Raw genomic sequence first — 15649 nt, 5'->3', positions numbered from 1 at the left:
GGTGCTGGACGGTTCACAGGCCGTCGGCCAAGGCCGACGGCTACACCTGCTGGACGCGAGCTCGCAGCGCCCCGCCCCTACTCGACGCGCAGTTCGCGCAGGGTGACCTCCGAGCCGCACGACTCGAACCAGTCGATACCCTCGCTCACGAGATCCAGCTTGATGTGATACCGGCCGGGGGGCATGGGCGGGATCTCGAGGCGGAGGTCCTGCCACGCACCGGCGTCGATGGTGGCCGGCAACGAGGCGCGCACGAAGTCGCGATCCCGAAGTTCGCGCTGCTCGTCGAGCAGCTGCGCGCCGACCCGCACGAGCCGCCGACCGTAGGTGGCCGTGTGCGGGAACGGGCGCTGGCTCAGGTTGCGCACGCGCAGGTCGAGCGCCAGCGGCGCGCCGGCCGGCTGCACCAGCGTCTCGGCGCGCGATGGCCCCCGCACCTCGATGCGGGCACGCGGCGTGGTGCCGGGAATCGCGCTCCCGAGGTGGTTGTCGTCCCACACCTCGTGCCTGATCCGCTTCCAGTCCTCGGTGCCGGGCGCGAAGCGGCGCGAGTACGCGTGCTCGGGGTGATCGGTGATCTCCCAGCACAGGCGGTCGACGCCGATCTCGGCGGCCAGCTTCCTGGCGCGCGCCATCTCCGCGTCGTTGTCGTTCCACCGGAACAGGATGTAGCGCCAGTTCACGAACGGCACGTCGGTGCCGAGCCTGCGCTTCTCGTCCATCACGGCACGGAGGTTCTTCATGACGTGCTCGAAGCGCCCGCGCTGCCGGTAGGTGGCGTAGACGTCCTGCGACGCGCCGTCCACCGAGAAGGTGATCTCGTCGATGCCCGACCGCACCAGGCGCCGCGCCGACTCCTCGTTGAGCGCGCCGCCGTTGGTGGACGTGTACAGGTAGATGTGCGGGTAGTCGCGCTTGACGATCTCGCACATCTCCACGGCGCGCTTGTGGAGGAAGGCCTCGCCGTAGTTGAAGAAGTCGACGCGCTCGAGGGTCGGCCCGACCTCGCCGAGCACGCGCAGGAACAGGTCGACGTCGAGCATGCCCGCCTGCCGCGTCTTCGTGATGCCGGTCTCCGGCGCACAGCAGGAGTCGAGGCACGACACGTTGCACGCCGCCGTGCTCTCCACGTACATGCGCGAGGGGAGCGGACCGACGTCGAGCGGGCGCTGCGGCGGCTGCTCGTCCTCGGCCAGCGGCAGCTTCAGCGGGCAGTCGCCGCAGAAGTCCGAGCCACCGGCGTTGAGTTCCTGCCGCAGCCGCGACGCGGTGGGGCCGGTCCAGATCGCGTTGAGGCTGTCGGTGCGTGCATCACCGAGCACCCGCTTGCCGTACGGGTCGGCGCAGCCGCACACCACCCGCCCATCACACAGCAGGACGGCGGTGCTCCACGGCCAGGAGCAGCGATAGCGGGTGGCGAGATAGTTCTCGGACATCAGCAATTGCAGAATTTCACAATTTCAGAATTTCATCACCATCCCCATCCTTCGAGGCGCTGAGGTGGTGGCGAAATTCTGAACTTCTGAAATTCTGAAATCTCTTCTCTACTCCCCGTCTTCCGGCAGCTTCTTCACGAGGGCGCCGAGACGTTCGTTCTCGTAGGTCACCGTGTTCAGGAAGAGGCTCTCGATGAAGTACGCGCGGAGTTCCTCGGGCGACAACTGCTCGGCGAGGTGCTGGATCTCCCGCATCATGTCCTCGTAGGTCCGCGCCAGTTCGTGCCGGACCGTCACTTCCTGGAACAGGGTCTCGACCACCGCGAGCAGGTCGCCGTCCAGCGGGATCTCGACGCCAGTGCTGGTCTTGATGGCATTCACGTCGCTAGCCTCCGAAGCTCGCCAGTGCGCTCGCGGCGTCGGGATGCACCTCGATGATCTTCTGCGTGTTGGTCATCGTCAGCATGGTGTCGACGCGCTTCTGGAGGCCGGAGAGCTTGAGCGTGCCTCCCGCGCCGGTCACCTGCCGGTACAGGTCCACGAGGCAGCCGATGCTGGCGCTGTCGAGGTAGGTCACTGGCGTCAGGTCGATCAGCACCTTGCGCTGGCCCTGCTGCACCAGGTCGCTCACGGTGCTGGCGAAGTCCGGAAGGATCGGGTACAGCATGCGGGCTTCCAGGACCCGGACGACGGCCACGTCGCCATGGTGCTCGGTCGTGAGGTTCATCGTGTCATTGGCTCCGTTCCAACGCTACTCGCGGCGGCCGACGGTGGCGCGCCGCGGCGTGGAGAGGCCCGATTCCTGCAGACGGCGGATCTGCCGGGCAAGTTCCGTGCGCCCCCGGTTGATGCGGGACTTCACCGTGCCCTCGGGCAGGTCGAGCATCACCGCGATCTCCTGGTACGACAGTTCCTTGATGTCGCGCAGCAGCACGGCCGACCGCAGGGTCGGCGCCAGCTGCGTGAGCGCCAGCCGGAGCAGCGCCCGCTGGTCCTCCCGCTCGATGCCGGCCAGCGGTCCGGGCTCGGCCTTCGTCGCCGTGCCCATCTCGCGCGAGTCGACGTCGCGCGAGATCGTCTCGCGCTCCTTGCGGACGCTGCGGTAGTGGTCGATGCACAGGTTGCGGCTGATGCTGATCAGCCACGTCTGGAAGTTCGCCCGCCGGTCGAACGTGTGCAGCGACTTGAAGATCTTGACGAAGATGTCCTGCGTCAGGTCCTCGGCCTCGTCGTGCTTGCCGGTGAACTTGTACGCGACGTTGAACACCTTGCGCCAGTGCTGCCGGACGATCTGGCCCCAGGCATCCTGGTCGCCGGCGAGGCACTGCTCGATCAACGCATCGATGCCGGAGGGGGGCTGGGTGGTATCGGAGGTCATCGGGCGGGGGCGGGTCGCATGATATCAGGGGAGTCCACCTCCAGCGTATGATCCTCGCCGTGGCGGCACCCGACACCACGCACGCACCCGTCTTCGCCCTCCACGAGGTCCCGCTGCCGGCCATCGCCGCGGCCGAAGGCACGCCCTGTTACGTCTACAGCGCCCCGGTCGTCCAGGCTCGCCTCGCGGGCCTGCAGCAGGCCTTCGCCGCCTGTGGCCACCCCTGGGCCTTGCACTACGCCCTGAAGGCGAACTCGTCGTTGGGTATCGCCCGCCTCGTGCGCGAGGCCGGCGTGGACGCCGACGCCAACTCCATCGGTGAAATCCATCTGGCGCTGCGGGCCGGATTCCGGCCCGATCAGGTCGTGTTCACCGGCGTGGGGAAGTCGCCCGCCGAACTGACCGACGCCGTCGGCCTCGATCTCAAGGCGATCAACGCCGAATCGGCCGGGGAGCTCGACCGTATCGACGCGATCGCCCGGACGCAGGGCCGTCGGACCCGGGTCGCGCTCCGCGTCAACCCCGACGTCGACGCGCAGACGCACGCCCACATCACCACCGGGCTCAAGTCCAGCAAGTTCGGCGTCCCCATCGACGACGCACCGGGCCTCCTCCGGGCGCGCAAGGACGCGGCCGGGCTCGAGATCATCGGCCTTCACGTGCACGTCGGGTCCCAGATCACCACGCTCGGGCCGCTGTGCGCGGCGGCCCGCAAGGTGGCCGACCTGGCCGTGGCCCTGCGCGCGGAAGGGTTCCCGCTCTCGCACCTCGACCTCGGTGGCGGTCTCGGCATCGTCTACGAGGGCGGCGACGTCCCGACCTACGAGGCCTTCGCGCAGGCCCTGGTGGACGTTGCGCGGCCGACGGGGCTCACGCTCATCGTCGAGCCCGGTCGGACCGTCGTCGGGCCCGCCGGAGTGCTCCTCGCGCGGGTGATCGACGTGAAGCCGCACGCCGGCGGTGGCCGTTTCGTGGTGCTCGACGCCGGCATGACCGAGCTGATGCGGCCGGCCCTGTACGGGGCCTTCCACCGCATCCTCCCGGTGGAGCCGAGCGACCGGCCCCTGGTGTCGTGCGACGTCGTCGGACCGGTCTGCGAGAGCAGCGACAGCTTCGGCCGTCCCCGCGAGCTGCCCGACCCACAGGTCGGCGACCTGATGGCCATCATGGACGCCGGGGCCTACGGCGCCGTCATGTCCAACACCTACAACCGTCGTCCATTGCCGCCCGAACTGCTGGTGCAGGCCGACGGCAGCTGGCGCACGCTGCGCCGCCGCCAGACCATCGACGACATGCTCGCCCTCGAACAGGCATGACGCGCGGCAGACTCATCGCCTTCGAGGGACTCGACCAGAGCGGCAAGCAGACGCAGGCCGCTCGCCTGCGCCAGGCGCTCGAAGCGCGGGGCCTCACCGTCGTCGACTTCGATTTCCCGGACTACGCCACGCCGCTCGGCAAGGAGATCGGCGCGCGCCTGAAGGGCGAGCGCACGTTCCCGCCCGACTGCCTGCAACTGCTGTACGTGGCCAACCGGTGCGAGCATCGCCCGGCGATCGAGGCGGCGCTGGCGGCCGGGCAGTGGGTGGTCTGTGATCGCTGGACGGCCTCGTCGGTGGCCTACGGCGAGGCCCAGGGCCTGCAGCCCGAGTGGCTGCGCCTCATCCAGCGGGTGCTGCCGCCGGCCGACACCACCGTGCTGCTCGATATCGCCCCCGAGGTTGCCGCCCGTCGGAAGCAGCAGCACCGCGATGCCTTCGAGCAGGACCTCGAGCTCCTGGGGCGTGTCAGGGCCAGCTACCTGCGCCAGGCCGGCGAGGCGCCCAACTGGCACGTCGTCGACGCCGCGCAGGATCGCGACCAGGTCACGGCCGACGTGCGGCGGCTCGTCCTCGGGGCTTGATCGGGCCGACCACCTCGACCTTCACCGCAACCCCTTCGATCGAGCTGGGAAGCCGCCGCGCGGTCGGAGGCGCCTGCGCCACGTTCACCTTGACGGCGTACTCCCCGTCCACGCGCGTCAGGCCGACGGCGGCATCCTGGCCGCTCGCCTCGAGGCGCTGCTGCGTGGCGCGCTTGGCCGACCGGGCCTGCTCGAGCGAGATGTGAGCCATGGCCTGATCTTGGACCCGTGCGCGCCTCACGACAAGAGCGTCGCGCCCAGCGACTCGAGCACGGTGTGGATGGGGTTGGCGAACGTGAGGCCCTGCCCGTTGCGCCCGCCGCTGTCGCTGCCGGCAAACAACAGCGCCACCGCCCGCATGTCCTCGTCCAGGATCAGCGAGCCGCTGTCGCCGCCGTCGCTGAACGGGCCGCGCCCGGTGCCCTCGATCTCGATCTGCCCGTCGAAGCGCACGTTGCCCACCTCGTACTCGACGACGACGTTGTCGAGGTCGAAGGCGGTGACCCTGCCGCGCGTGGCGCCCGTGGTGCGGCCGACCTTGTAGACGACGTGCCCTTCGTCGACCAGTTCGGGGCCGAGCCCGGCGAGCACGCGGTCCTTGCCGCGCACGAGCCCGCGCAGCCTCGCGTGATCGAACGGCACGCCGCGTTGCAGTCGCGCGAGCGCGGCGTCCACCGCGTTGGCCCCACGGGTCCTGAAGCGGATCCACTTGCCGAGCGTGGCGACCGTGTCGCGGGGCGCGCGGCCGCCGTCGATGACGCCGGGTTGCACGATGAGGTCGCCCTTGCGCCCGAGGTCCTCGTTGGCGAGCACGTGGTTGTTCGACAGCACGTGGACCGAGCCGCGATGACGCACGAAGGCTCCGATCGTGCCGGCGGTCACGTCGACGTGGCCGATCGACCCGCCGATCAGCAACGGGCGGAGTTTCGAGCGATGCCAGGGAACGGCCGCGCGCGCCGCGACGGCGCGCTTGTCGATGCGCCCGACGACCCGGAGGTCGACCTCGCCCTTCGCCCGCGCGACCAGTCGTTCGACGACCGTGCTGTGGCGCAGCGACGGCCGCTGGATGCGGACGGCGAGGCGGAATTGCCGGTCGTGCCGCGACACGCCCAGGGCGATCGAACGGGGCACGGCGGGCACGGCGTCCAGGGCGCGGGCGCGGATGCCGAAGGTCGCATCCGGCCCCGAGAGCCGCTCGAGCGCATCGACCGCCCGGGCGCCGGCCCGATGGACCCGATTGGCCTCGACCACCATGGGTTCGATGATGTCGCCGAGGAGTTCAGCCTTGAGGCTGCGAGCCGAGTCGAGACGCACGTGTCCTCCTGATCGCCCGGATGCGCAGGATGCGCACCCTCGCTGATCAACGTCCTCGACGGCCGAGCCGCACCGCTACTTCCAGGTTGCGAGGTTCTCGGCCTTCACGGGCAGGTCCCAGTGCGCCTGCAGGAGCTCGAAGCGGCGCTGCTCCTCCTTGTCGAACAGCGCCTTGTCCGGATAGAGCTCCTTCAGGATCGCGCTGTTGTCGAACGGCGCGAAGGCCGTCGCCGCGTCCTTGAAGGTGATCGTGACGCGCATGTCCCAGCGGCCGTCCTCGGTGCCGTGGTAGACGGGGTAGTCGACGGTCACCTTCAGGATGCGCCCGAGCGCCTGCTCCTTCATCAGCACCGGGTAGTGGTTCTTCCTGAACAGCGCCTTGAACTCGTCGAACGCGCCCCAGCGCGTCTTGTAGTAATACTCGACGACGAACGGGGCGGCGGCCGTGGACGCGGCGGGCGCCTGGGCGAGGCTGGTGGCCGGCAGGGTCGCGAGCAGCGCGCACGCGATCACGAACGAGCGGAATCGGGGCATGGGACGGATCTCCTGCGCCGAAGTGTACAGAGGCCAGGTGGAGTGTCTACCCCGCCGTTCGTCATGGTGACCCCGGCGCGGTCGCCTGCCCTGAGGGACGCCGACGCGGCATCGCCCAGTCCCTGGTGGCGTCAGCGCTCCGCGCGGGCCACGACCGCGGCGCGCACGTCGCGCGCGCCGGCCTCCCGCAAGACCTGTGCGCACGCCGACAGCGTTCCCCCGGTGGTCACCACGTCGTCGACCAGCAGGATGCGGGCACCGGCGACCATCGCCCGCACGCGTGCGGCTCCACGTCCCGTGAGCGCCGGTCGCAGGCCAATCGCCCCACGCAGGTTCCGTCGCCGCGCCTCGGCGGGGAGGCCGGCCTGGGTATGCCGCCAGCGAAGGCGTGCCAGTGGCTGCGCGACGGGCGCGCCGAGCGCGCGCGCGACCCGCTCGGCCTGGTTGAAGCCGCGGCGCAACCGTCGCCAGGGATGCAGCGGCACGGGGACGACGAGGTCGATCGCGTCGAGGTGGAGGTGCGGGTGGAGGACGAGGTGCGCGGCCAGCCGGGGCGCCAGCGTCTGGTGGCCTCCGTACTTGAACGCCTGCACGATGGCCCGCATCACGCCGTCGTAGCGGGCTGCGCAGGCGATGGCCGACAGGTGCGGCGGCCGGTCGTCGCACCGGCAGGTCGCTCCGGCGGGTCGAGGCCGGCCACACCGCTCGCAGAGCGACCCCTCGTACCAGGGCACGGCGGCCCAGCAGGTGTCGCACACCGGTCCGGCCGTCGGCCGGGCCAGCGGCTCGTGACACGCCACGCACGCCGGGGCGAGCAGCAGCGCCAGGGCGGCGTCCAGCAGGCCCGGGGGCGCCGGCTCAGCGGGACTCGACGGCCAGCTCGGTGCGAGGGGCGGTGCCCCAGAGACGGTCGAGCGAGTAGAACTCGCGCGTGTCGGGCGTGAAGACGTGCACGATGAGGTCGAAGTAGTCGAGGAGGATCCACTCGGCACGGTCGTAGCCCTCGACGTGCGCGGGACGGATCCCGTGTGCCTTCAGCTTCTCCTCGATCGCGTCGGCGATCGCCTGCACCTGGCGGATGTTCGTGCCCGTGCAGATCAGGAAGAAGTCGGCGAACGCCCCGACGCCCCGCAGGTCCATCAGGGTGACCCTGGTGGCCTTGCGATCGAGCGCCGCGTCCACCGCGGCGCGGACGTCGTCCGGGATCGGGGCTGGCTGCTGCTCGGCCCGCTGCGCGTCAGTACTCGCCATGCAAGCGTCTCGCCGCCGGTGTGGGGGTGTACAGGCCGTGCCGGCGGATGTGCGCGGCCACGGAGGGAGGCACGGCGGTGCCCACCTCCTGTCCAGTAAGGACTCGTTGACGGATGTCGGTCGAGGACACGTCGGGGGTGTCGGCTTCGACCAGCCAGATGCGGCACTTCCCGGCGCCATCGGCGGGATCGAGCACCCCGCCGCGCGGCACGGCGCGCAGGCGGGGCGCCACCGCCGGGTGGTTGCGCGTCGCCTCCGGCAGCGCGTGGCCGGGGCGCGTCACGACCACGAAGTGGCCGGCGTCGAGCACCTCGGGGAAGCGGTGCCAGGTGTCGATTGCTGCAAACGCGTCGGCGCCGGTGATGAAGAAAATCTGCAACGGGTCGTGGCCGAGGGCGGCCAGCGCCTGCAGCGTGTCCCACGTGAACGTCGGCCCGGGGCGGGCGAGCTCGAGGTCGCTGGCCACGATCAGCGGGTCGTCGGCCGCCGCGAGCGCCGCCATGGCGAAGCGGTGCCACGGCGACGCGCTGGGCGAGGCCTTGTGGGCGGGGACGTGCGAGGGCATCAGCCACACGGCGTCCAGCGAGAGAGCCCGGGCTGCGGCGTGGGCCGCGGCCAGGTGACCGAGATGCACTGGGTCGAGGGTGCCACCGAGCACCCCGAGGCGCAAGGGGCGCTCACTCATGCGGGGCGTCTGGCGCTGCCGGGCTGCGACGCGAACGTCTCAGCGCCTCGATCGACGAGGGGCGCGTGGGCGCCGGCCCGGATGCAGGTGCCGCCTGGTCGACGTCGGCCTCCGGCGGTGCCGTGTCCGGGCCGACCGCCGGCGCCTCGTCCGGGCGTGCCGCGTCCGCCTCGGCGCGCCGCGCCCGTTCGAGGGCCCGTTCCGCGCTGACGTGCTGCACGTACGGCCAGAGCGTCTCCAGCAGCTCGGGCACGCCCTCGCCGGTGACGGCGGAAATGGCGTGGAACGGCAGGTCGAGGCTCGCCGCGTGGGCCCGGAGCGCCTCGAGGCGGGCCGGGTCGCCGAGGATGTCGATGCGGTTGGCCGCGACGACCTGCGGCCGCGCCGCGAGCGGCAGCGCATCGGGATCGAGCGTGTCCGCATTGGGCACGTACTGCTCGAGCTCGCGCCGGATGACCTCGAGATCCTCGACGGGATCGCGACCCGACGCGTCGCTGACGTCCACCACGTGCAGGAGCACCTTGGTGCGCTCGACGTGCCCGAGGAACCGGTGCCCGAGGCCCTTGCCCTCGTGCGCCCCCTCGATGAGCCCCGGCACGTCGGCCATCACGAAGCTGCGATCACCGCTGAGCGCGACCACGCCGAGGTTGGGGACGAGCGTGGTGAAGGGGTAGTCGGCGATCTTGGGCTTGGCGGCCGAGACGCGGGCGATCAGCGTCGACTTGCCGACGTTGGGATAGCCGACGATGCCGACGTCGGCGAGCAGCTTCAGCCGCAGGCGGATCTTGAAGACCTCGCCCTTCTCGCCGGAGTCGGCGCGGCGCGGCGTGCGGTTGGTCGACGAAGTGAAGCGCGCGTTGCCGCGTCCACCGCGTCCGCCCTTGGCGGCCTGCACGCGGTCGCCGACCATCGTGAGGTCGGCGAACTGGTGGGCGTGGCCGAACTCGTCGATGCGGTAGGCCACCGTGCCGGGCGGCACGGGCAGCTCGAGGTCCTTGCCGGACTTGCCGGTGCGGAGCGAGCCTTCGCCGTTGCCGCCGCGTGGCGCGGCGAAGTCGGGGTGGAACCGGTAGTTGACGAGGGTGTTGTGGTGCGGGCTGGCGACCAGGTAGACCGATCCGCCAGCACCGCCGTCGCCGCCATCGGGGCCGCCGCGCGGGATGAACTTCTCCCGCCGGAAGCTGATGGCGCCCCGTCCGCCGTCCCCGGCGCTGACGTCGATGTCGACTTCGTCAACGAACATGCGGGGATGCGGGACGGCCTGAGCCTGTCCCGAGCAGTGCTACTCGGTGACCGGGTGGACGCTGATGAAGCGGCCGCGGGCGCCGTGGTCCTCGAACTTGACCACGCCCGACACCTTGGCAAACAGCGTGTCGTCCTTGCCCAGGCCGACGTTCTGGCCGGCGTTGAACCGACGGCCGCGCTGACGGACGAGGATCGACCCACCCGTCACGACGTTGCCGTCGAACTGCTTCACGCCCAGGCGCTGCGCGTTGCTGTCGCGCCCGTTGCGCGAACTGCCCTGTCCCTTTTTATGAGCCATGACGTACGTCCCTGCTAGACGAGGATGTCCTTGACCTGGATGCGCGTGTAGGTCGCGCGATGCCCCTTGGTCCGGCGCATCCCCTTGCGACGCTTCTTCTTGAACACGCGAATCTTCGGCCCACGCGACTCGCCGGCCACCGTCCCGACGACGCGGGCGCCCGCGACGAACGGGGCGCCGACGAGCACGTCGCCGCCGTCCTTGCCCACGAGCAGCACCTGCTCGACGGTGACTTCCTGGCCGGCCTCGACGTCGACGCGGTCGACGGTGACGATCTCGCCCGGGGTGACTTTCACCTGGCGGCCGCCGCTTTGAATGATGGCAAACACGGTCGTTGCTCCTGCGTGCTACTGCTACGGTGTCCGCTGTCCGGACCCGGCAAAGACGACGAGCATAGCACAGCCCGTCTGGGGAGGGGAACCAGAAATGCCGCAATGCCGGGAATGGCGCGATGCCTTGGTAGGGCGCGGTCCCCGGTACCTGGCCCTTCCTTCTACTTCAGCATGATCCGCGAACCGCGGACGCGGGTGGTGCTCAAGGTGTTCAGGAACGACGGCAACACGGCATCCATCTGCTCGAAGAACGACGACAGGGCCGGGACGTTCTGCTGGCTCGGGTAAAGCCGCTCCTCGCGGTAGCTCTCCTGGTACAGCACCGCGCCGGTCCGGCCGTCGATGAACACGAGCTTGGGCCGCAGGATGTACCCCTTGCGCTCCATGTACACGCGGGTCGGCATCACCGTGCGGCGGCCGAACTGGTCGTACACCTCGCGCTCCTGCGTGACGATGCCGGAGGCCTGGTGCGGCCGGAAGATGACGGTGCCGGTGACGATGAGGGGCTGCTGGAACTCCTCGCCGATCTTCTTCCAGTACGCCGCGTTGGCAAACAGCGGCTCGTAGGCCTCGAGATCCTTCTCGTCGAGGATCTTCTCGGGAAACGCCATCGACGACGGCGCGTCGGCGGGCACGGGGGAGCCCGGCGTGGACGGGCCCTTGGCCTGGTCACGGGCGACCTGTTGCAGGGGCAGTGGGTCGGCCTCGATGACCCGCAACTTGCTCTTGGTGCGCAACTGGCTCCGCAGCAGGCGGACCGTTTCCATGTTGGCGTCGACGTCCTCGGCGCCACCGGAGATGAAGCCCACCACGTGGACGCGCGAGAACGGCGTGACGTCCAGCTTGGCCTGGATGGGCGTGTCGATGGGCACCTCGTACACCGAGGTGCAGCCGACGCCCATGGCCAGTGCCGCGCCCGCGAGCGCGAGGCTAGCTGCCCGAAGTGCCCGAGTTCCTCTTGGCGCGGTCATTGATTTCCTTGAACAGATCGTAGTTCTGCTGGATGGAGAGGTTCTGGGGTTCGAGCTCCAGCGCCTTCTCGTACGCCTTGCCCGCCCGATCGAACTTTCCGAGCTGTTCGAACGCGATGCCAAGGTTGTTGTAGGCCGCCGCGTAGGTCGGGTCGATCTCGGTGGCGCGCTCCCAGCGGAACACGGCCTCCTGCCAGAGGCCCTTCTGGGCGACGGCGATGCCGAACTCGACCTGCGCCCGGGCCTGCTCGCGGGCTTTGTCCTCGGCCGACGCGACGGCAGACGCACCCAGCACGAGCGCCAGCGCGAGCATCCACGAACGGGTCTTGGTCATGGGACTGATTGCCACTATACACCTGTGCCGGAACCCCGATAATCGCAGTTCCTGCCTCCCGACACGCGACAGGATCAATTGACGCGCGAGCTCACGTTTCAGCCGGCATGGCGGCCACTTTGCACCAGCCGCACGCGTGTCAGCCCCGTCCCTCGATGCCCTCGCCCTCGGACTGGCCGCCGCGGCCCAGCCGGCCTGCATCGCCCGGATGCTCAGGGCCGCGCCAGGCCTGTGGCCCACCCTGCCGCTGGCCGACAGCCTCGAGGCGGCAGGCCTGCACGGTCCGGGCGCCGTGGCGCACTGGCGCGCCGAGGCCGGTCGGATGGCCGCGCGGGCCGCGACGCTGGGCTACGGCCTGATCTGGCCTGACCACGACCTCTATCCGCCTCTGCTCGGCAGCCTCGTGGATCCGCCGCTCTTGCTGTGGACGCGTGGAGACGTCGCGACGCTTCATGCCCCCATCGTGGCCATCGTGGGCTCGCGGCGAGCCACCGCGTCGGGGCGGGAGGTCGCCGGGCAGTTGGCCGCCGACCTCGCGGCAGCAGGCGTGGTGGTGGCCAGCGGGTTCGCGCAAGGGATCGACGCGGCCGCGCACCGCGGCGCCCTGACCCGCGGCCGGTCGGTCGCCGTGCTCGGGTGCGGGCTCGACCAGTCGTACCCGCGCGACCACGCCCCGCTCGCCGACCACCTGGCCCGGCAGGGCGTGCTGATCAGCGAGTTCGCCCCGGGCACGCCTCCGCTGGCCCACCACTTTCCCTTGCGCAACCGGGTGCTCGCCGGGCTGGCTTCGGGGGTGGTCGTGGTGCAGGCCGCGCTGCGCAGCGGCTCGCTGATCACGGCCCGGCTGGCACTCGAACAGGGCCGCGACGTGATGGCCGTGCCCGGCGACGTGCGCACCGGCGCCCATGCCGGGGCGCATGCGCTCATCCGGGACGGCGCCCGCCTGGTCGAGACGGCAGCCGACGTGCTCGACCAGTTGGGATGGGATCGGGGCGTCGCCGTTGCCACTTCAGGTGCGGACCAGACACACGCCAGCGGGGCGCGGGACGACCGGTCCGACGAGCCCGCGACGTTCGGTCGGGGGCCGGACGGGGCGTCGTTGCGCGCGCTGCTGGCGCGCGAGGGCGGCGCCACACTCGACGAGTTGATCAGCGAAACTGGCCGGAATTCCTCGGATCTGCTCGGAGAGTTGCTCGATCTCGAACTGGCCGGCCTGCTCGCGCGCGATGCCGCCGGCCGATTCTTGCCCCCGGAACGGAAGTGGTAACGTAAAGTTCGCACGCCAATGTCCAAGCCCCTCGTCATCGTCGAAAGTCCCGCCAAGGCCAAGACCCTCGCCCGGTTCCTGGGTAACCAGTTCCGCGTCGAGGCGAGCGTGGGGCACGTGCGCGACCTCCCGGAGAACGCCAGCGAGGTCCCCGAATCCATCAAGAAGGAGTCGTGGGGGCGGATGGGCGTCGACGTGGAGCACGGCTTCAAGCCGTACTACGTCGTCTCGTCGGACCGGAAGTCGCGGATCCGGGAGCTGAAGGCCGCCGTCAAGGACGCGCCGGAAGTGTTGCTGGCCACCGACCCGGATCGCGAAGGCGAGTCGATCAGCTGGCACCTCCGCGAGGTGCTCAAGCCGAAGGGGTCCGTCAAGCGCATCGTCTTCCACGAGATCACCGAGGAAGCCGTCCGCGACGCGATCGCCCATGCTCGCGACATCGACCTGAAGCTGGTCGACGCGCAGGAGAGCCGCCGCATCCTCGACCGCCTGTACGGCTACATGCTGTCGCCGGTGCTGTGGAAGAAGGTGCAGACGGGCCTCAGCGCCGGCCGCGTCCAGAGCGTGGCGGTCCGCCTGATCGTCGAGCGCGAGGAGGAGCGGCGCGCGTTCCGGCGCAGCGCGTACTGGGACCTCGACGCCCGCGTCAGGACCGCCGACACGCAGTTCACCGCGAGCCTGGTGCGGGTCGGCCAGGAGCGCGTCGCCTCCGGCAAGGACTTCGATCCGACGACCGGCGCGCTCATCGGGCGCAACGTGCGCCTGCTCGACGAGGCCGCGGCCCGAGGGATGCGCGAGTCGCTGTCGCAGCGGCTGCCGTGGACGGTCACCAGCGTCGAGGAGAAGCCGGCCACGCAGCGCCCGTCGGCGCCCTTCACGACGTCGACGCTGCAGCAGGAAGCCAACCGCAAGCTCGGCTTCTCGGCCGATCGCACGATGAGCGCGGCGCAGCGGCTGTTCCAGGACGGCGTGATCTCGTATCACCGCACCGACTCGACGACCCTGAGCGACAAGGCCCTCCGCGAGGCGGCGCGGGCCATCAAGGGCATGTACGGGGAGCCCTTTTACGGCGGCCCGCGCCAGTATCAGACCAAGGTCAAGAACGCGCAGGAGGCCCACGAGGCCATCCGCCCGACCGACTTCGAGCAGACGCCGCAGTCGCTGTCGCTGCCCCCCGACGAGGCGCGCCTCTACGACCTGATCTGGAAGCGCACCGTGGCGTCGCAGATGGCCGAGGCGCAGTTGTTGCGCACGACCCTCGAGATCACCGCCACGGGCGCCGACGGCACGCCGCACGTGTTCACGGCGACCGGCAAGGCGATCAAGTTCGCCGGCTTCCTGCGGGCCTACGTGGAGGGCAGCGACGATCCGGCGAGCGAACTCGGCGACCAGGAGACGATCCTGCCCAAGCTTGCGGTGGGCGATCGCATCACCGCGCCCGGGCTCGGCCCGGTCGCGCTCGTCGGACTCGACCCCAAGGCGCACGAGACCGTGCCGCCACCCCGCTACACCGACGCGTCGCTCGTGAAGCGGCTCGAGGAGGACGGCATCGGCCGCCCGTCCACCTACGCGTCGATCATCCAGACGATCGAGCGTCGCGGCTACGTGTGGCGGCAGGGCAAGGCGCTCGTACCGAGCTACACCGCCTTTGCCGTCACCCGCCTGCTCAAGGACCACTTCGGCCAGTTGGTGGAGCTCGGTTTCACGGGGCGCGTCGAGGAGGATCTCGACCAGGTCTCCAACGGCGAGCTCGATCGCACCGCTTTCCTCGAGCAGTTCTACAACGGGCAGGACGGCTGGCCCGGGTTGCGCCACCTGGTGACCAACGAGGACCGCATCGACTACCCGGTGATCGACCTCGGCGTCGATCCGGACTCCGGGCAGAAGATCGTCATCCGCATCGGCCGCTACGGTGCCTACGTGCAGATGGGCGAGGCCAACGCCTCGATCCCCGAGGACGTCGCGCCGGCCGACTTCACGTTGGAGCAGGCGCTCACGCTGCTCCGCGAGAAGACGCAGGGGCCCCAGAGCCTCGGCAACGACCCGAAGTCCGGCCTGCCGGTGTACGTGCTCAACGGCCGGTTCGGCCCGTACGTGCAGTTGGGGGAGGCCCCCGAGAAGGGCAGCAAAGAGAAGCCGCGTCGGGCCTCGCTCACCAAGAACGACCGGCCCGACACGATGACGCTCGCGCGGGCGCTCGAGCTGTTGTCACTGCCCCGCACGGTGGGCCACGATGCCGAGACCGGGCAGGACATCATCGCCAACTTCGGGCGGTTCGGTCCGTACGTGAAGCGTGGTGACGAGTTCCGGTCGATCGGCGCCGACAGCGACGTGTTCACGATTACCCTCGACCAGGCCATCGAGCTCTTCAAGCAGGAGAAGAAGCGCGGCCGCGGGCGTACCGCGACGCGCACCGTGCTGCGCGAGGTCGGCCTGCATCCCGCGTCGCAGGCCAAGGTCGAGATCCTCGAGGGGCGCTACGGGCCCTACGTCACCGATGGCACCACCAACGCGTCGGTGCCCAAGGACGTCGCGGTCGACAGCCTCACGCTCGACGAGGCCGTCGGGTTGCTGAAGGCGCGTGAAGGGACGTCGGCGAAGAAGGGCCGGGGCCGTGCCCCGGCCAAGCGAGCCCCTGCTGGCGGCGCCCGCAAGCGCGCCGCAAAGCGATCCGCCTGAGCCCGTGTCCTGCCCCAAGGGCCGA

19 protein-coding genes and 1 pseudogene are annotated in these 15649 nt (G+C 70.3%); 4 read left to right on the top strand and 16 right to left on the bottom strand.

The genetic code is table 11. The features are described from left to right. Window positions 1-77: 77 nt before the first annotated feature. The 4 genes from TBR22_RS22225 to TBR22_RS22210 all read right to left on the bottom strand — a co-directional run bounded on the left by TBR22_RS22225 (window position 78) and on the right by TBR22_RS22210 (window position 2814). The gene (locus TBR22_RS22225; RefSeq protein ID WP_239490027.1) at window positions 78-1436 is read right to left on the bottom strand and encodes a radical SAM protein; all 1359 of its coding nucleotides are present in this window, start codon (window positions 1434-1436) and stop codon (window positions 78-80) included. Window positions 1437-1544: 108 nt separating this feature from the next. Then, complete coding sequence (locus tag TBR22_RS22220; protein ID WP_239490026.1) at window positions 1545-1817, bottom strand: hypothetical protein; 273 nt, start codon at window positions 1815-1817, stop codon at window positions 1545-1547. Between the two features lie 4 nt (window positions 1818-1821). Next, complete coding sequence (locus TBR22_RS22215; RefSeq protein ID WP_239490025.1) at window positions 1822-2163, bottom strand: STAS domain-containing protein; 342 nt, start codon at window positions 2161-2163, stop codon at window positions 1822-1824. Between the two features lie 24 nt (window positions 2164-2187). Then, on the bottom strand, window positions 2188-2814 hold the full coding sequence (locus TBR22_RS22210; protein ID WP_239490024.1) for an RNA polymerase sigma factor: 627 nt from the start codon (window positions 2812-2814) through the stop codon (window positions 2188-2190). 47 nt (window positions 2815-2861) lie between these two features. Between TBR22_RS22210 and lysA the strand changes: the two genes are divergently transcribed. Together lysA and tmk are read left to right on the top strand one after the other, a co-directional pair. Next, complete coding sequence (gene lysA / locus TBR22_RS22205) at window positions 2862-4130, top strand: diaminopimelate decarboxylase (protein ID WP_239490023.1); 1269 nt, start codon at window positions 2862-2864, stop codon at window positions 4128-4130. Beyond that, a complete protein-coding gene (gene tmk, locus TBR22_RS22200) occupies window positions 4127-4714 on the top strand; it encodes a dTMP kinase (RefSeq protein ID WP_239490022.1) in 588 nt (195 codons plus the stop codon). The genes lysA and tmk overlap by 4 nt, the downstream gene beginning before the upstream one ends. Here tmk and TBR22_RS22195 read toward each other — a convergent pair. The 12 genes and pseudogenes from TBR22_RS22195 to TBR22_RS22145 all read right to left on the bottom strand — a co-directional run bounded on the left by TBR22_RS22195 (window position 4677) and on the right by TBR22_RS22145 (window position 11678). Further along, window positions 4677-4925, bottom strand: coding sequence for a hypothetical protein (locus tag TBR22_RS22195; RefSeq protein WP_239490021.1), 249 nt, complete (start codon window positions 4923-4925; stop codon window positions 4677-4679). The genes tmk and TBR22_RS22195 overlap by 38 nt on opposite strands. 26 nt (window positions 4926-4951) lie before the next feature. Next, entirely contained in the window at window positions 4952-6028 is a 1077-nt protein-coding gene (locus tag TBR22_RS22190; protein ID WP_239490020.1) for a S1 family peptidase, read from the bottom strand. Between the two features lie 75 nt (window positions 6029-6103). Next, window positions 6104-6562, bottom strand: coding sequence for a hypothetical protein (locus TBR22_RS22185; protein ID WP_239490019.1), 459 nt, complete (start codon window positions 6560-6562; stop codon window positions 6104-6106). Between the two features lie 131 nt (window positions 6563-6693). Continuing rightward, on the bottom strand, window positions 6694-7167 hold the full coding sequence (locus TBR22_RS22180; RefSeq protein ID WP_239490018.1) for a ComF family protein: 474 nt from the start codon (window positions 7165-7167) through the stop codon (window positions 6694-6696). Window positions 7168-7287: 120 nt separating this feature from the next. After that, window positions 7288-7362: pseudogene (locus tag TBR22_RS26985) on the bottom strand (hypothetical protein); the annotation flags it as partial. A gap of 58 nt (window positions 7363-7420) precedes the next feature. Then, complete coding sequence (gene rsfS, locus TBR22_RS22175; RefSeq protein WP_239490017.1) at window positions 7421-7813, bottom strand: ribosome silencing factor; 393 nt, start codon at window positions 7811-7813, stop codon at window positions 7421-7423. Continuing rightward, the gene (nadD, locus tag TBR22_RS22170; RefSeq protein ID WP_239490016.1) at window positions 7800-8498 is read right to left on the bottom strand and encodes a nicotinate-nucleotide adenylyltransferase; all 699 of its coding nucleotides are present in this window, start codon (window positions 8496-8498) and stop codon (window positions 7800-7802) included. Before nadD ends, rsfS begins: the two co-directional genes overlap by 14 nt. Then, complete coding sequence (gene obgE / locus TBR22_RS22165) at window positions 8491-9741, bottom strand: GTPase ObgE (protein WP_239490015.1); 1251 nt, start codon at window positions 9739-9741, stop codon at window positions 8491-8493. The genes nadD and obgE overlap by 8 nt, the downstream gene beginning before the upstream one ends. A gap of 39 nt (window positions 9742-9780) precedes the next feature. After that, complete coding sequence (gene rpmA, locus TBR22_RS22160; RefSeq protein WP_239490014.1) at window positions 9781-10041, bottom strand: 50S ribosomal protein L27; 261 nt, start codon at window positions 10039-10041, stop codon at window positions 9781-9783. 14 nt (window positions 10042-10055) lie between these two features. Next, window positions 10056-10370, bottom strand: coding sequence for a 50S ribosomal protein L21 (gene rplU, locus TBR22_RS22155; protein ID WP_239490013.1), 315 nt, complete (start codon window positions 10368-10370; stop codon window positions 10056-10058). Between the two features lie 164 nt (window positions 10371-10534). Continuing rightward, the gene (locus tag TBR22_RS22150; protein WP_239490012.1) at window positions 10535-11275 is read right to left on the bottom strand and encodes a hypothetical protein; all 741 of its coding nucleotides are present in this window, start codon (window positions 11273-11275) and stop codon (window positions 10535-10537) included. Between the two features lie 28 nt (window positions 11276-11303). Then, window positions 11304-11678, bottom strand: coding sequence for a tetratricopeptide repeat protein (locus TBR22_RS22145; protein ID WP_239490011.1), 375 nt, complete (start codon window positions 11676-11678; stop codon window positions 11304-11306). A gap of 136 nt (window positions 11679-11814) precedes the next feature. Between TBR22_RS22145 and dprA the strand changes: the two genes are divergently transcribed. Both dprA and topA read left to right on the top strand, forming a co-directional pair. Further along, window positions 11815-12945, top strand: coding sequence for a DNA-processing protein DprA (gene dprA, locus TBR22_RS22140; protein WP_239490010.1), 1131 nt, complete (start codon window positions 11815-11817; stop codon window positions 12943-12945). Window positions 12946-12963: 18 nt separating this feature from the next. Further along, window positions 12964-15624: a type I DNA topoisomerase gene (gene topA / locus TBR22_RS22135; RefSeq protein WP_239490009.1), complete on the top strand. Its 2661-nt coding sequence runs from the start codon at window positions 12964-12966 to the stop codon at window positions 15622-15624. Window positions 15625-15649: the final 25 nt, after the last annotated feature.

Origin of the sequence: Luteitalea sp. TBR-22, assembly GCF_016865485.1 — a bacterium.
Taxonomy (GTDB): Bacteria; Acidobacteriota; Vicinamibacteria; order Vicinamibacterales; family Vicinamibacteraceae; genus Luteitalea.
The sequence above is the reverse complement of the archived record's forward strand: the minus strand, read 5'-3'. Positions and strand labels throughout refer to the sequence as shown.

Excerpts from the sequence above, each read along its gene's own strand:
- lysA (WP_239490023.1), top strand. The coding sequence starts at position 2,862 with ATGATCCTCGCCGTGGCGGCACCCGACACCACGCACGCACCCGTCTTC.
- topA (WP_239490009.1), top strand. The coding sequence starts at position 12,964 with ATGTCCAAGCCCCTCGTCATCGTCGAAAGTCCCGCCAAGGCCAAGACC.
- rsfS (WP_239490017.1), bottom strand. The coding sequence starts at position 7,813 with ATGGCGAGTACTGACGCGCAGCGGGCCGAGCAGCAGCCAGCCCCGATC.
- TBR22_RS22225 (WP_239490027.1), bottom strand. The coding sequence starts at position 1,436 with ATGTCCGAGAACTATCTCGCCACCCGCTATCGCTGCTCCTGGCCGTGG.
- nadD (WP_239490016.1), bottom strand. The coding sequence starts at position 8,498 with ATGAGTGAGCGCCCCTTGCGCCTCGGGGTGCTCGGTGGCACCCTCGAC.
- TBR22_RS22180 (WP_239490018.1), bottom strand. The coding sequence starts at position 7,167 with ATGCGGGCCATCGTGCAGGCGTTCAAGTACGGAGGCCACCAGACGCTG.
- TBR22_RS22195 (WP_239490021.1), bottom strand. The coding sequence starts at position 4,925 with ATGGCTCACATCTCGCTCGAGCAGGCCCGGTCGGCCAAGCGCGCCACG.
- TBR22_RS22150 (WP_239490012.1), bottom strand. The coding sequence starts at position 11,275 with ATGGGCGTCGGCTGCACCTCGGTGTACGAGGTGCCCATCGACACGCCC.
- TBR22_RS22185 (WP_239490019.1), bottom strand. The coding sequence starts at position 6,562 with ATGCCCCGATTCCGCTCGTTCGTGATCGCGTGCGCGCTGCTCGCGACC.
- TBR22_RS22145 (WP_239490011.1), bottom strand. The coding sequence starts at position 11,678 with ATGACCAAGACCCGTTCGTGGATGCTCGCGCTGGCGCTCGTGCTGGGT.
- rpmA (WP_239490014.1), bottom strand. The coding sequence starts at position 10,041 with ATGGCTCATAAAAAGGGACAGGGCAGTTCGCGCAACGGGCGCGACAGC.
- obgE (WP_239490015.1), bottom strand. The coding sequence starts at position 9,741 with ATGTTCGTTGACGAAGTCGACATCGACGTCAGCGCCGGGGACGGCGGA.
- TBR22_RS22215 (WP_239490025.1), bottom strand. The coding sequence starts at position 2,163 with ATGAACCTCACGACCGAGCACCATGGCGACGTGGCCGTCGTCCGGGTC.
- tmk (WP_239490022.1), top strand. The coding sequence starts at position 4,127 with ATGACGCGCGGCAGACTCATCGCCTTCGAGGGACTCGACCAGAGCGGC.
- TBR22_RS22210 (WP_239490024.1), bottom strand. The coding sequence starts at position 2,814 with ATGACCTCCGATACCACCCAGCCCCCCTCCGGCATCGATGCGTTGATC.